This window comes from Streptomyces sp. AA1529 (assembly GCF_000280905.1).
In the GTDB taxonomy this organism is placed as follows: domain Bacteria; phylum Actinomycetota; class Actinomycetes; order Streptomycetales; family Streptomycetaceae; genus Streptomyces.
In genome coordinates this window covers 203,478-217,733 of record NZ_ALAP01000078.1, presented here as the reverse complement: position 1 = coordinate 217,733, position 14,256 = coordinate 203,478, and the positions used below count along the sequence as shown (strand labels likewise).

At 73.1% G+C, this 14,256-nt stretch carries 13 protein-coding genes and 1 pseudogene; 7 read left to right on the top strand and 7 right to left on the bottom strand.

The features are described 5' to 3' along the window. Positions 1-18 precede the first annotated feature (18 nt). On the top strand, positions 19-885 hold the full coding sequence (locus tag A949_RS0123205) for an LLM class flavin-dependent oxidoreductase (protein WP_019358432.1): 867 nt from the start codon (positions 19-21) through the stop codon (positions 883-885). An 88-nt stretch (positions 886-973) separates the two neighbouring features. On the opposite strand, the gene A949_RS35680 is transcribed toward A949_RS0123205, so the two are convergent. From A949_RS35680 to A949_RS0123180, 5 genes and pseudogenes are all read right to left on the bottom strand, one after another. Next, a complete protein-coding gene (locus A949_RS35680) occupies positions 974-1,414 on the bottom strand; it encodes a hypothetical protein (protein ID WP_158687622.1) in 441 nt (146 codons plus the stop codon). A 130-nt stretch (positions 1,415-1,544) separates the two neighbouring features. After that, positions 1,545-2,621, bottom strand: coding sequence for a cation:proton antiporter (locus A949_RS34240; RefSeq protein WP_272944210.1), 1,077 nt, complete (start codon positions 2,619-2,621; stop codon positions 1,545-1,547). A 38-nt stretch (positions 2,622-2,659) separates the two neighbouring features. Beyond that, positions 2,660-3,857 (bottom strand): annotated as a pseudogene (locus A949_RS34235) (RNA-guided endonuclease InsQ/TnpB family protein). Between the two features lie 44 nt (positions 3,858-3,901). Next, the gene (locus A949_RS37755) at positions 3,902-4,246 is read right to left on the bottom strand and encodes a hypothetical protein (RefSeq protein ID WP_027759543.1); all 345 of its coding nucleotides are present in this window, start codon (positions 4,244-4,246) and stop codon (positions 3,902-3,904) included. A 191-nt stretch (positions 4,247-4,437) separates the two neighbouring features. Then, positions 4,438-4,935, bottom strand: coding sequence for a hypothetical protein (locus tag A949_RS0123180; RefSeq protein ID WP_019358426.1), 498 nt, complete (start codon positions 4,933-4,935; stop codon positions 4,438-4,440). Between the two features lie 117 nt (positions 4,936-5,052). Between A949_RS0123180 and A949_RS0123175 the strand changes: the two genes are divergently transcribed. Beyond that, the gene (locus A949_RS0123175; RefSeq protein ID WP_019358425.1) at positions 5,053-5,547 is read left to right on the top strand and encodes a MarR family winged helix-turn-helix transcriptional regulator; all 495 of its coding nucleotides are present in this window, start codon (positions 5,053-5,055) and stop codon (positions 5,545-5,547) included. 136 nt (positions 5,548-5,683) lie between these two features. Beyond that, positions 5,684-6,610 carry an NADP-dependent oxidoreductase gene (locus tag A949_RS0123170; protein ID WP_037707360.1) on the top strand — a complete coding sequence of 309 codons (927 nt, stop codon included), beginning with the start codon at positions 5,684-5,686 and terminating at the stop codon, positions 6,608-6,610. A gap of 130 nt (positions 6,611-6,740) precedes the next feature. Here A949_RS0123170 and A949_RS0123165 read toward each other — a convergent pair whose 3' ends face one another. Then, positions 6,741-7,766, bottom strand: a complete 1,026-nt coding sequence (locus A949_RS0123165) for a methyltransferase (RefSeq protein WP_019358423.1) — start codon at positions 7,764-7,766, stop codon at positions 6,741-6,743. Positions 7,767-7,784: 18 nt separating this feature from the next. Then, on the bottom strand, positions 7,785-9,419 hold the full coding sequence (locus A949_RS0123160; RefSeq protein WP_019358422.1) for an FAD-dependent monooxygenase: 1,635 nt from the start codon (positions 9,417-9,419) through the stop codon (positions 7,785-7,787). A gap of 209 nt (positions 9,420-9,628) precedes the next feature. Between A949_RS0123160 and A949_RS0123155 the strand changes: the two genes are divergently transcribed. From A949_RS0123155 to A949_RS0123140, 4 genes are all read left to right on the top strand, one after another. Then, positions 9,629-10,645 carry a methyltransferase gene (locus A949_RS0123155; RefSeq protein ID WP_019358421.1) on the top strand — a complete coding sequence of 339 codons (1,017 nt, stop codon included), beginning with the start codon at positions 9,629-9,631 and terminating at the stop codon, positions 10,643-10,645. A 31-nt stretch (positions 10,646-10,676) separates the two neighbouring features. After that, complete coding sequence (locus A949_RS0123150; protein WP_019358420.1) at positions 10,677-12,308, top strand: FAD-dependent monooxygenase; 1,632 nt, start codon at positions 10,677-10,679, stop codon at positions 12,306-12,308. Positions 12,309-12,537: 229 nt separating this feature from the next. Then, the gene (locus tag A949_RS0123145; protein ID WP_019358419.1) at positions 12,538-12,963 is read left to right on the top strand and encodes a hypothetical protein; all 426 of its coding nucleotides are present in this window, start codon (positions 12,538-12,540) and stop codon (positions 12,961-12,963) included. Between the two features lie 30 nt (positions 12,964-12,993). Further along, positions 12,994-14,181 (top strand): glutathionylspermidine synthase family protein, encoded by a 1,188-nt coding sequence (locus A949_RS0123140; protein ID WP_019358418.1) that lies wholly within the window; start codon positions 12,994-12,996, stop codon positions 14,179-14,181. Positions 14,182-14,256: the final 75 nt, after the last annotated feature.

Genomic DNA, 14,256 nt, shown 5'->3' with positions numbered 1-14,256 from the left:
GACACAAGGAGACCGACTGTGGAGATCGGAGTGGGTCTGCCCACCACCGTGCCCGACGTCGACGGGCGGCGCCTCGTCCGGTGGGCGGCCCGCGCCGAGGAGCACGGCTTCTCGACGCTGGGCGTCCTGGACCGGCTCGTCTACGACAGCTACGAACCGCTCACCGCGCTCACCGCGGCCGCGGCCGTCACCGAACGGATCCGGCTGACGACCAGCGTCCTGCTGGCCGCCTACCGGCCCGGCACCGCGCTGCTGGCCAAGCAGCTCGCCACCCTGCACGAGATCTCCGGCGGCCGGCTGGTGGTCGGCGCCGCGGCGGGCGGCCGCGAGGACGACTTCCAGGCGACCGGTGCCGCATACCACGACCGGGGGCGCCGGCTGGACGCGCTGCTGACCGAACTGCGCAACGTCTGGGACGGCAAGCAGACCGACACCGGTGTCGCGGGCATCGGGCCCTTCCCGGCGGCGCCGGGCCCGGAACTGATCGTCGGCGGCCACACTCCGGCGGCGATGCGGCGGGCAGCGCGGCACGCGGGCGGCTGGATCGCGGGCGGAAGCTCGGCCACGGCCTACGCCGACCTGGCGCAGCAGGCCCGCGCCGCCTGGCGCGCCGAGGGCCGCACCGACAGTCCGCGACTGGTCGCGCTGGTCTACGCCTGCCTGGGTCCGGAGGCACGCGCCACCGCCGAGCGCTATCTGCGCGCCTACTACGCGTTCATCGGCCCCAAGGCCGAGATGGCGGCCAAGGCCGTCCTCACCGACGCGGACTCCCTGCGCGAGACGGCCGCCGCCTACGCCGCGGCCGGCTGCGACGAGCTGCTGGTCTTCCCCTGCACCGCCGCACCCGAACAGCTCGACCTGCTGGCGGAGGCCGCACTGGGCTGACGCCGCGCTGCCTGCTCGGGCCCGTCCCCGGACCCGGGACGGGCCCGAGCAGGCTGACCGCCGTCGGCCCGGCCGCACCGGCAGCCCCTCAGCTCCGCGACGCCTCGGCGACCGCCGTCAGGAAGGCGAACTGCTGCTCCCGGGCATCAGGCGGCGCGCACGTGCCGGTCTGCACGTCGAATGTCGCGTTGCGGGCCTCGGTCGCGAGCCGGAGGATGCGTTCGTCCTGCGTGGCCAGGAGCAGCCGGTTGATGGCGTAGTTCACCCGTGACCGGGCCGCCCAGCTCTCGTGGGTGGCCTCCTCCTGCTCGGGCGTCCCCTCGTCCTGCGTGGCCAGACGTGTCTCCCAGTAGAGCCGCCCGCGATAGTCCGTCAACGCGTCCGCCAGGCTGGTCGCAGCGTCCTGAAGTCTCTGGATCCGGGCCGTGTGCTCGGCACGGGAGGACACCCAGCGCTGCAACAGACCAGTGGTGAGGGCCCCCAGCAGCGTCCCGATCACTGCGACCACACTCGCCCACACAGCGTTCACACCTGTTCCCCCCCGGTCTCAGGCCGACTCCGCGGCCAGTCTGGCAGGAAGAGCGGGACGGAACCATGGCCCGCGATCCGCCGAGGGCGGGCGGCGGGGATCGGCGGCCGACCTGGAGGACATCACCCGCTCAGCCTTTCCGGGCGGTCGCCGGGGTGGCGCGGGTGCGCCGGGGGCGCTCCGCCGGGTGGTCGAAGTCGCCCAGCGCCGTCGGGCCGCCGCGGCGGCGGCCGAGCAGCCGCAGCAGCGGTCCCGTCATGACGGTGGTGAGCAGGGCCATGACGACCAGCAGGCCGTACAGCTCGCGGTCCAGGACGCCCAGTTGCAGTCCTACGGTCAGGATGACGAGCTCCGTCAGGCCGCGGGTGTTCAGCAGCGCGGCCAGCAGTCCGCTCTGCACGGGCGGCACCCGGTTGAGCCGGGCGCCCGCGTAGGCGCCGGCGAACTTGCCGGTCACCGCGGTCAGCAGGATCAGCCCGAGTTCGCCCAGGCCGCGGACTCCGGTGCGGGAGAGGTCCACCTGGAGCCCGGCGACGACGAAGAAGGCCGGCAGCAGCAGGAGCCGGGTGAGGTATTCCAGCCGGTCGGTGAGCTGGAGGCGCAGCTGCCGGGAGGTGTCGCGGGGCAGCACGGCGCCGAACAGGAAGGCACCGAAGGCGAAGTGGGCGCCCAGCCAGGCGGTGGCCAGGGACGAGAGCAGCAGCCCGGCCAGGACCACGACGAGCTGGTCGGCGGTCACATGGTCGCGCGTCCACCCCTGCCACCCGGCCCGTCGCGCGGTGCCGGGCCGGTGGAAGAGCCACCGCAGGCCGGGCCGTACGACGCACAGCATGAGGGCCAGATAGCCGGGCGCCAGCAGCATCCGCCACTGGCCGCCGCCGCCCGCGACGGTGGCGACGACCGCCAGCAGGGACCAGGCGAGGACGTCGTCGAGCGCGGCGCAGGCGAGCGCGATGCCGCCGATCCGGGTACGCCCCAGCCCGCTGTCGGCGAGGATGCGGGCCAGCACGGGGAAGGCGGTGACCGCCATCGCGGCGCCGAGGAAGAGCACGAACGCGGCGCGGCCGCCGGTGGCGTGCCGGTCGGCGAGGTGCAGCGCCAGCAGCCCGCCCAGCAGCAGCGGCACCAGCACCGAGCACAGGGACACGGAGACCGCGAGGCGTTCGGTGCCGCGCAGCCGGGTCAGGTCCAACTCGTAGCCGACCAGGAACTTGACATCCTCCCCTCCCTGAAGGGAGGGGATTCCTACGGCTCGCGCCGTGGGGTTTTCTGCTTCGCCGCCGACTGCCCGCCCGGAGAACTCCGTTGAGGTCTTACACCAGCTCCACAGACAGACACGGCCAGCCCGGCCGCCAGCAGGTTCTTCGCCGCGTTCACGTCGCGGTCGTGGGTGATTCCGCAGCCGCACGTCCAGGTGCGGACGTGCAGGGGCATCTTCGATGCGATAGTGCCGCAGGCGGAGCACAGCTTGGAGGAGGGGAAGAAGCGGTCCACCGCGACCACTTCCCGCCCGTACCAGGCAGCTTTGTACTCCAGCATGTTCCGGAAGTCGGACCATGCGGCGTCGGAGATGGCGCGGGCCAGGCTGCGGTTCTTGACCATGTTGCGCACGGTCAGGTCCTCGATCACGAGCGTTTGGTTTTCACGCACGAGTCGAGTGGTCAGCTTGTGCAGGTGGTCACGGCGCCGGTCGGTGATCCGGGCGTGGATCCTGGCGACCTTGCGCCGGGCCTTGGCCCGGTTGGCGCCGTCGCCCTTGGCCTTCTTCGCCAGGCGGCGCTGGGCCAGGGCGAGACGTGCACGGTCGCGGCGCTCGTGCCGGGGGTTGGCGAGCTTCTCGCCGGTTGAGAGGGTCAGCAGGTGGGTCAGGCCCACGTCGATGCCGACCGCCGCACCTGGTGGCGGGCAGCGGCTTCACGGCCGGGTCGTGGCACAGTATCGACACAAACCAACGTCCCGCGCTGTCCTGCGACACGGTGACCGTGGACGGAGACACACCCTCGGGCAGTGGCCGGGACCACACGATGTCCAGTGGCTCGGTCATCTTGGCCAGGGTGATCCTGCCGTCCCGGTACCGGAACGCACTGGTCGTGTACTCGGCGGACTTCCTGGACTTCTTGCGGGACTTGAAACGCGGGTACTTGGCCCGCTTCCCGAAGAAGTTGGTGAACGCCACCTGCAAGTGCCGCAGCGTCTGCTGCAACGGCACCGAGGACACCTCGGACAGGTAGGCCAGCTCCTCAGTCTTCTTCCACACGGTCAGAAGCGCCGACGTCTGGTTGTAGTTGACCCGCTCACCCCGCGCCCACGCCTCGGTGCGGGCCGCGAGCGCCAGGTTGTAGACCTTCCGCACACACCCGAAGGTGCGCGACAGCTCTGCTGCCTGCGCATCCGTCGGGTAGAAGCGGTACTTGAACGCCCGCTTCACGTGAGCCGTGGTCATGGCTCACAAACTAGCCAGACGCAGGTGGAGATCAAACCTGCGGGTCAGAGCACTGCGGTCCGCCCTGGGGGCGAATCACAGCCCGTTGCCCTGCTTCGCAGGTGCTCCGCTTCCTCCCCACCTGAAGGTGGGGATATCCACGAAGGAGTCACGATGAACAGCACCAGCCCCAGGTCCGCCAGTGCCGCGAGCAGGGGCCGGATGTCGGCCGGGAAGAGGAAGCGGGCCGCCGCGCCGTCGAACAGGGTGGGCCCCAGGAGCACCCCGGCGAGCAGTTCGCCCACCACCGGGGGCTGTCCGAGCCGGCGCGCCGCCGCGCCCAGCAGCCGGCCGAGCACCAGGACGGCGGCGAGCGCCGCGAAGAAGGACTGGACCTGCTCCGGAGTCATGCGGGCGCCCCCTGCGCGTGCCGGGCGGTACCGGGCGGTACCGGCGATGCGGCCGGTCGTCCGGACGACCGGCCGCACCCGCCATGACCGGCAGGTTCCGGTGCCGGAGGGGCAGGCTACGGGCGCGTGCTCGAGGGCGGTTGGAGAGCTCGGGCCGGCGGGCTCGTCCGCGGCCCGCGCTGGTGCCCGGTCTACGGTGTCCCGTGCTCCTTGCCGGGGTCGGGCAGTACCGGTTCGGTGCCGTCCCGGTGCGCGGTGCGGGCGTCGTCGAGGAACTCGCGGGAGAACATCGCGCTGAGCGTGGCGACTCCGCCGCGGGCGACGCGGATCTCGCCGTGCTGGAGCGTCCCGGTGAGCCGCACGACGCGGCCGCGGTGCTCGTTGTGCCGTTCGCGGTCCTTGACCTTGCAGCGTCCGACCAGGGTCAGCTCGGACTCCTGGAGGACCGCGTCCTCGGGGAGCAGGAGCTTGAGGGTGCTGCGCTCGCTGTGCAGCCGCAGCTCGATCTCGCCCTCGGGGAGCTGGGCGGAGCGCAGGTCGAGGTGGACGGAGGAGCGCCGGGTGCGCACCTCGATGGTGCGGGACCGGGTCCAGTGGCCCAGCCGCTTCACATTGGTGTAGAAGGCTTCGACCTGCTCGACCTGCTCCTCTGGACGGTCCGGTGTGTGTTCCGTGTGCTGGTTGCTCATCGCAGTGTTCCTCTCTGGAACCCGGGCAACAACCCGATGGTGGGAATACCTTGGAAACCGGTTATCTTGGAAGCCAAGGTAACCGGACGCCTTTAGTTTGAGAGTCGAGATACTTGTATGTCAAGTGACCAGGACGCTCCGCCGCGCGAACCGAAGGAGAACGCGCTGCGACAGCAGCTCGGCGCCGAGGTCCGCGCCCTGCAGGGCGCGACCGACGCGGTGGACGCCGCCGCCGCCGACCGGCTCGGCATCAACCGCACCGACCTGCACTGCCTCGACGTCCTCACCCAGCGCGACAGCGCCACCCCCAGCCAGCTGGGCGCCGCGCTCGGCCTGACCACCGGCAGCGTCACCGCGATGCTCGACAGGCTGGCCCGGCTCGGCTACCTCACCCGCGAGCCGGACCCGCGCGACCGCCGCAAGTCCGTCGTCCGCGCCACCGAGCGGACCCAGCGCGGCGCCGGCGACCTCTACGGCCCGCTCGCGCAGGAGGGCGCGGCCCTCCTGGAGCGCTACTCGCTGCCCGAACTGGAGCTCCTGCTGGACTTCGCCCGGCGCAGCCGCGAACTCCAGGAGCGGCACCTGCGGCGGCTGCGGGAGGAGGCCGACTGAGCCCCCCGCCGGCCCGGAAGCCCGCCGGTCGGAGACGACCGGTGCGGAACCCGGCCGGCGGGCATGGGAGGAGGCGTGCCGGGAACGCGGGGCGGGGAGTTCCGTTCCCCCCACGCACAGGAAGCAGGTGCTCGCCATGCCCGAGGCCATCGCCTTCGCCGCGTACGGCGGCCCCGAAGTGCTCCGGCTCACCGGTATCGACGTCCCCGAACCGGACCCCGACCAGGTCCGCGTCGCCGTCCGGGCCGCGGGCGTCAACCCGCTGGACTGGAAGCTGCGCAGCGGCGCCCTGGCCGCCGTCATGCCGGTGCCGCTGCCGCACATCCCCGGGTCGGAGTTCGCGGGCACCGTCGAGGCGGTCGGCGACGGCGTCAGCAGCCTGGAGCCGGGCGACGAGGTCTTCGGCCACGCCTCGCAGGCCTACGCCACGCTGCTCGTCGCCGACCTCGACATGCTGCGGCTGCGCCCCGGCGACCTGGACGTGCACCGCGCCGCCGGGCTGCCCTCCGCCGCGGAGGCCGCCTACCGCGCCCTGGAGGAACTGGACGTCGCCGCGGGGGAGACCCTGCTCGTGCACGGCGCGGGCGGCGCCGTCGGCAACCTCGCCGTCCAGTTCGCGCTCGCCCGGGGCGCGCAGCTGGTCGGCACCGCGGCGGAGCGGGTCCACCAGCGGCTGAGCCGGCTGGGGGCCGTACCCGTCCGCTACGGCGAGGGCTGGCCCGAGCGGGTGGCGGCCGCCGCGCCGCACGGGGTGGACGCGGTACTGGACGTCTCGGGAGCCGACGTGCTCGGTGACTCGGTACGGCTCGCCCGCGGCGGCGCCGCACGGGTCCTCACCCTCGCCTCCCCGCAGGCCGCGCAGGCACACGGGGCCAGGTTCTCCGGCGGCGGGGACGGCCTCCGGCGCACCGGAGCCGCGCTCGACCAGGCCCTGGCCCTGCTGCGGCGCGGCACCCTCGAGGTGCCGCTCCACGCGCCCTTCCCGCTCGCCGAGGCGGCCGAGGCGCACCGGGCCGGGGAAGCCGGCGGACTGGACGGCAAACTGGTGCTCACCATGGAGTGATCCAGCCCAGCCCAGCCCAGCCCAGCCCAGCCCAGCCCAGCCCAGCCCAGCCTCGGACCCCCGCGAGCGCGCACGCCCGTCCGCCCGCCCCCGGCGCACGGGGGGCGGGCGGACGGGCGAGGACCGCGGGTCAGCCGCCCTTGTGGGCGATCACCAGGGTGACGTCGTGGCCCAGCGAGCGGTGTTCGACCCGGGCGAAGCCCGCGTCGTGCATCCACCCCGTGCACTGGGCCAGCGTGTACCCCTTCCCGTGCGGGGTCATCAACTGGAGGTTGAGGCTGCGCAGCAGATTGCGCAGATAGCTCTCCTCACCCGGGACGATCACCGGGTCCCACACCAGGAAGGCGCCGCCGGGGCGCACTCCGGCGAAGGCGTTCTTCACCAACTGGGCGCGCTGGTCGTCGTTCCAGTCCACCAGCGCGTGCCCCAGCATCAGCACATCGGCCTCGGGCAGCGGCCCGGCGAAGAAGTCACCGCCGTGGAAGCCGAGCTTGCCGGTCGTCCCCAGCGCCGCCATGTGCGCGTCGAAGTCCTCCTCCAGCTGCGGCAGGTCGAAGACCCGCGCCTCCAGATGCGGATGCGCGCCCACCAGACCGGCCAGCACATTGCCCCGGCAGCCGCCCAGCTCCAGCACCGAGCCGTAGGACGCCCAGTCGAAGACCTCCGCCAGCGCGGGGATCAGCGGCCTGCTGGCGTCCTCGGCCATCCGCACCAGCCCGTCCTTCTTCTCCTCACTGTCGTAGAGCTGATCGAACATGTCCTCGCCGGAGTAGGTCGCCGCCTGCGGCTCCTCGCTGCGCAGCCCCTCGGCCAGCCGGTCCCACGCCGGATACATCACCCGGTCGGCGAGCTGCAGGAACCCGCTGAGCGAGGCCGGATCGCCGGGCACCAGCAACTGTTCCGACACCCGCGCGTTGGCCCAGGCGCCGTCCGCCGTGCGCTCCAGGAAGCCGAGTTCGGCCAGCGCGGCGAGGAAGTGGTCGCAGCCGCGCCGGCCCAGCTCCAGCCGCTCGCGGAGCCCCTCCTCCGGCAGCGGCCCCTCGGCCAGCGCCGCGAACAGCCCCAGCCGCACCCCGGCCAGCACCAGCTTCGCCGGCTGGAAGGCCATGGCCTGGCCGAGCACCTGTCCGGCCCGGGCCGTCACCTCGTCAGTCATCGGCCCGCTCCGCCCCGGTCACGAGGCCGCCGCCGAGGCGCGCGCCAGCACGTCGTCGAGCACCGCGTCCGGGTCCGCCACCGCCGCGGTGCCCTCCGCCGAGCGCCAGGCCACGAACGCGTCCGGCCGCACCAGCACGGCGCCGCCCGGCCCCACCCCGTAGGCGGCCGCCCAGTCGCGGTCCTCGGGCCGCAGCTCCTCCTCCGGGCCCACCGCGTGGGTGCGCAGCGGCACGCCCAGCCGCTCGGCGGCCTTGACCGCGGCCTTCGCCCAGGCACCGCCGTCCGGGCCGTGCAGCAGGACGAAGCCGTCCCAGAACAGGTCGATGGAGGAGATCCGCTCAGCGCCCTCGGCGCCGTCGGTGCCCGAACGGGTCAGCCACACGTGCGGCGCACGGGTGCCCGGCTCGCCCGTCAGCTCCAGATCGGGGGTGAGCACCCTGGAGCCCTCGGCGCCGACGACGGACGCGGAACGGTACCGGTAGCCGAGCGTGATGATCACGTCGTCGACGAAGTCCTTCCGGTCCTGCTCGGTCGCGTAGCCGTGCCGGATCCGGTTGCGCACCAGGGCCTGCTCGGACATGGCGGTGCCCAGCGGACGGCGCTCCGCGTCGTAGGTGTCCAGCAGCGCGTCGGTGCCCCAGCCGTCGTGCACGGCCGCCAGCTTCCAGGACAGGTTGTGCGCGTCGTGGATGCCGGTGTTGGCCCCGAAGCCGCCCGCGGGCGGGTGCACATGCGCGGCGTCGCCCGCCAGGAAGACCCGGCCCACGCGGAAGGTCTCGGAGACCAGCTGGGCACCCTGCCAGGGCACCTTGTCCATGATCTCGACGTCGATGTCCTTGCCGGCCGCGCGGCGGACGATCTCCACGCAGCGCTCGTCGGTGTAGTCGTCCGGCGTCTCGCCCTTCTCCGGGTAGTAGATGGGTGCCGCCAGCCACGGGTCGCAGCCGTGCAGCCGGGAGAGGCCCATCAGCGAGCCGCCCGCCGAGGCGTAGCACAGGATGAACTTGCGGTCCTTGAGCAGCGTCTCCAGCTCCGGCGCCCGGAAGTAGATGCTCAGCGCGTTGAACACGGTCCCGCGGCCGGTCCGCTCGACACCCAGCGCCTTGCGGACGCGGCTGCCCGCGCCGTCGGCGCCGACCAGGTAGTCGGCGCGGATGGTGATCCGGTTCCCCGTCGCGGCCTCCTCGGCCACGGCGGTGACGCCCTCCTCGTCGGCCTCGAAGGAGACCAGCCTGGTGTTGAAACGGACATCGGCGCCGTACTCCCGGGCCTTGGCGACCAGCACCTTCTCGTACCGGTCCTGCCCGCAGCCCATCACCCGCTCCGGGCTGACCGTCGGGCCGTCCAGCGACGGGGACTCCAGCAGTTCCGCGTTGTCGATGTCGGAGAAGGTGTCGACCTTGATGATCCCGCCCTCGAAGTAGGCGTGCGAGTTCCCCTTCTCCAGGGCGCGGATCTCCTTCCCGAGCCCCGCGGCGCGGAACAGCTCCATCGTGCGGGCCTGCAGGCCCGGGGCGCGGGGGAGCATGGAGGTGCTGTCCCGCTTCTCCAGCAGCATCGTGCGGACGCCGCGCCGCCCGCTGAACAGCGCGGTGGAGAGCCCGACGGGACCACCGCCGACGATCAGCACCGGGATCTTCACGTCATACATGCATGTCCCCTCTGAACAACTGGGCTTGGCCGGTTTCGGCACCCCTGATGAGTAGCCACGGCCCCTTGAGGGCCACTGGAGATCCGGCGGGGGCGCACGGCTCCGACGCCGTCCCCACCGCGGTTCGAGGGGCGCTCAACTTCGCGGTGTGACCCTCCCGGAGCGGCCCTGGCGCCAGGCCATGTGCCGTTTCGGAAGGAGTCCTGCGCATGACGCACACCAGCCTGGATGTCAGCACCCCGGCCGGAATCATCCGGCTGAGCAACGCGTTCTGCGACGCGAAGGCGCTGCTGACCGCTGTCGAACTGGGTCTGTTCACCACCCTCGACCAGAAGGGCCCCGCGACCGAGGAGGAGATCCGCAAGGAGCTGGGCCTGCACGGCCGCGGACTGGGCGACTGGCTCGACCTGCTGGCGGCGCTGGGCCTGCTCACCCGCGAGGAGGGCGGCAGGTTCGGCAACGCGGAGGGCGCCGGCACCTACCTGGTGCGCGGCAGCAACCGCTACGTGGGCGGCTTCCTGGAGCGCTCCAACCGCAACCTCTACCCCGCCTGGGGCAAGCTCACCGAGGCGCTGCGCACCGGTGAGCAGCAGTCGGGCAGCGACTTCGAGGAGGTCACCCGCAACCCGCACATCCTGCGGCAGTTCGTCGGCATGATGGACGCGCTCACCCACGTCGTCGGCCCCGAACTGGTGGGCAAGTTCGACTGGAGCGGCCACGACTCCGTGCTCGACATCGGCGGCGCCCGCGGCAACCTGTGCTCCATCATCGTCAAGGCGCAGCCGCACCTCGCCGGGCACGTCTTCGACCTGCCGCCGATGGAGCCGCTGTTCGAGGAGCACGTCGCCTCCTACGGGCTGACCGGCAAGGTCACCTTCCACGGCGGCAGCTTCTTCACCGACCCGCTGCCCAGCGCCGACGTGGTCACCCTCGGGCACGTGCTGCACGACTGGGACGAGCAGCAGCGCGGCGAACTGGTCACCAAGGCCTTCCACGCCGTCAATCCCGGCGGCGCGCTGCTGATCTACGACCGGATGCTCGACGACCAGCCCGACCACGTCGAGAACCTGGTCATCAGCCTCGACATGCTGCTGGTCACCGACGGCGGCTCCGAGTACCCGGTCTCCGAGGCCGTCGCGCACGCCGAGCGCGCCGGGTTCGCCTCCACCGAGGTACTGCCGCTGAGCGACTACGACACGCTCGTGATCTGCCGCAAGGCCGCCTGAGCGGGCCCGTCCGAGAGAGGAGTCCGTACCCATGAGCGCTAACCAGCAGGCCCCGCAGCAGGTTCCGGTACTGATCGTCGGAGGGGCGGTGACAGGGCTGTCCACCGCGGTCTTCCTCGGCTGGCACGGCATCCCCTCGCTCGTCGTCGAGCGCCACCCCGACACGCTGAGCCACCCGCGCTCGCGCGGCGTCAACCCGCGGACCGTCGAGCTCTACCGGCAGGTCGGGCTGGAGGGGCCCATCTGGTCCGAGGCCAGTCTCGCCACCGACTTCAGCAAGCTGCTGATGATCCGGGCCGAGACCCTCGCCGGGCCCGAGATGTTCAGCGGCCCCACCGACCAGCCCGACCCCACCGGCGGCGTCAGCCCCTGCGAGTGGGCCCCCATCGACCAGGACCGGCTCGAGCACCTGCTGCGCGGCCGCGCCGCCGAACTCGGTGCCGAACTGGCCTTCGGCACCGAACTGGTGTCCTTCGAGGAGAGCGGCGAGGGCGAGGACGGCGGAGTCACCGCCGTGCTCCGGGACACCGCCAGTGGCGAGGAGCGCACCGTGCGCGCCGCCTACCTCGTCGCGGCCGACGGCAGCCGCAGCCCCGTCCGGCGCGAGCTGGGCATCGAGACTGACGGACCCGGCGAGTTCGCCACCACCCTCTCGGTGCTCTTCGAGGCGGACCTGAGCCGGGCCGCCCGGGGCCGCGACGTCGGCGTCTGCTACCTCGACAAACCCGCGCCCTCCACCATCCTGTTCGCGCACGACGGCAAGCAGCGGTGGATCTTCGCCACCGCCATGCCCGAGGGCGAGACACTGGAGACGGTCACCGAGGAGCAGGCGGTCGAACTGGTCCGCGCGGCCATCGGCCAGCCCGACCTGGACGTGCGCATCGTTCCGCAGCTCCCGGCCGGCGGCGCCAAATGGCTGAGCTTCATCATCGGCGCCCAGGTCGCCCGCGAGTACCGGCGCGGCCGGGTCTTCCTGGTCGGCGACGCCGCCCATCTGGTGCCGCCCACCGGCGGGTTCGGCGCCAGCCTCGGCATCCAGGACGCCGGAAACCTGGCCTGGAAGCTGGCCGCCGTCCTGGACGGCGAGTCCGGGCCCGAACTGCTGGACACCTACCAGACCGAGCGCCACCCGGTGGCCTGGATGACCCTCCAGCAGGCCCTCGGGATGATGCAGGAGCGCACCGGCCCGGACGGCGACGGCGAAGGGGAGGGCCCGGACCCCGCCGAGGCGTACAGCACCACCGTCTTCGGCTACCGGTACGGGGACGGCCCGCCGGTGCCGCCGCACGCGCTGCGCGGCGAGCCGGGCACCCGCGCCCCGCACATCGGGCTGGACCGGGCCGGGGAGGACATCTCCGCCCTGGACCTGTACGGGCGGGCGCCGGTGCTGCTGACCGCGCAGGACGGCCAGGCGTGGGTGGAGGCGGCCGCGGCCGTGTCCGCGGACACCGGCGTGCGGATCGACGCCCACCGGGTGGGCGGTCCGGGAGCCACCCTGACCGCGGCGGACGACCGGGCCGTGGCCGAGCAGCACGGCATCGCGGCCGACGGCGCCGTCCTCGTCCGCCCGGACGGGTTCGTCGCCTGGCGCTCCGAGGGCGCTGCCACCGACCCGGCGGCGGCCCTGCGGACGGCGGTGCGGGAGCTGTACCCGCCCCGCTGACCCGGCCCGCGGCGGCGGGACGCGCACCGGGCCCGGCGGCCGGAGAGCCGCCGGGCCCGTTCGCGTGCCCCGACAGCCGCCCGAGCACGCGGAAAACGGGGAACCGCGCGGACCCGGCCCCTCCGCCGGGGCCCGCCCCGGCGCCGCGCGCCACCCATTAGGGTGTGCGCAGTTCGAATCTCGACGTCGCATTCGGACGTCCAGGCATTCAGTTATCCAGGGGGACCGCATGACCACCACGCCGAATCCAGCGAGCAGCGACCGGGAAGCCGCCCGGGGGCGGCGGCGCAGGCTGCGTTCCTCGACCGTGGTGCTCGGCAGCATGGGCGCGCTGGCCGTCGCGCTGTCCGGATACTCCTCGGAGCCGGACCGGCGGTGCGTGGACCCCGACAGCTACGACGCCGTGCGCGGCTACCGCATCCTGCCCCCGAGCCAGTGCGGCACCCGGGGCGCGGCCACCGCCGCCCTCCCCGCCGCCCGGACCGCGGGGCAGCGGGACGGGCGCGCGGGCAGCGTCTGGTACTACGGCGGCCGGGAGGACGAGGGCCGCGCCAAGGGCGGCACCTTCGTGCACGCGGCGGCCGTCGAGCGGGCCGGCTTCGGCTGCGACGACGACGATGACGGCTACGGCACCGGCGGCGGGTACGGCGGCTGAGGCGGGCGCGGACGAGAGGAGCAGGCCCGCGTGGAACGCCACACCCTCACCCCGCGCCCCGGCTGGCAGCAGACCGTCGAGGAGCAGGGCTGCATCTACCCGCTGACCCGCTACCCGGACGGCTCGCTGCGCCCCTACTGGGACGAGAGCGCCTACTACGCCCTCACGCTGCCCGAGGTGGAGGACCTCGAGGAGGTCGTGGAGGAGCTGCACGCCATGTGCCTGCGGGCCGCGGAGCACATCGTGGCCGCCGACCGGTTCGCGGACCTGGGCATCACCGACCCGGCCCTGGTGCACCGGGTGTCCGAGAGCTGGCGGCGGCGTGCCGAACTGCCCAGCCTCTACGGCAGGTTCGATCTGCGCCACGACGGGCGCGGCGGGCCGGCGAAACTGCTGGAGTACAACGCGGACACCCCCACCTCGCTGGTGGAGGCGGCGTCCCCGCAGTGGTTCTGGATGGAGGACCGCTTCCCCGGCGCCGACCAGTGGAACTCGCTGCACGAGCGGCTGGTCGGCGTATGGCGCAAGCAGGCCGCGCTGCTGCCGCCGGGCGCTCCGGTGCACTTCGCCCACTCGGCCCGGGACGAACTGGGCGAGGACCTGATGACGGTGGCCTACCTCCAGGAGACCGCCGAGCAGGCCGGCCTGGAGACCGTCGCGATACCGGTGGAGGAGATCGGCTGGGACCGGCTCGCGGGCCGGTTCGTCGACCAGCGGCTGAAGTTCGTCCGGGCCTGCTTCAAGCTCTACCCGTGGGAGTGGCTGGCCTCCGACCGGTTCGGTCCGCACGTGCTGGAGACCCTCGACAACGGCGGTGGCACCGGCAGCACGCTGTGGATCGAACCGGCGTGGAAGATGCTGCTGTCCAACAAGGCGCTGCTGGCGATCCTGTGGGAGCTCTTCCCCGGCCATCCGAATCTGCTGCCCGCCTATCTGGACGGGCCCCGGGAGCTGGCGGGCACGACCGGGTGGGCGGCCAAGCCGCTGCTGGGCCGCGAGGGCGCCGGCGTCACGCTGCACGAGCCGGGCACCGAGCCGTCGGTGCGTGACGAGCCGTGCTGCTACCAGGCGCTGTGCCCGCTGCCGGAGTTCGACGGCAACCGCACGGTGCTGGGCACCTGGGTGGTGGACGGGGAGGCCGCCGGTCTGGGCATCCGCGAGTCCGCGGGCCCCGTCACCGACGAGTACGCGCGGTTCGTACCGCACGTCATCCGCTAGCCGCAGGTCCGTGACCGTCGGCCCGCCGCGGAGCGGCCGGTCCCGGTGCGCGCGGGGAGGCGGGCGCCGGGACCG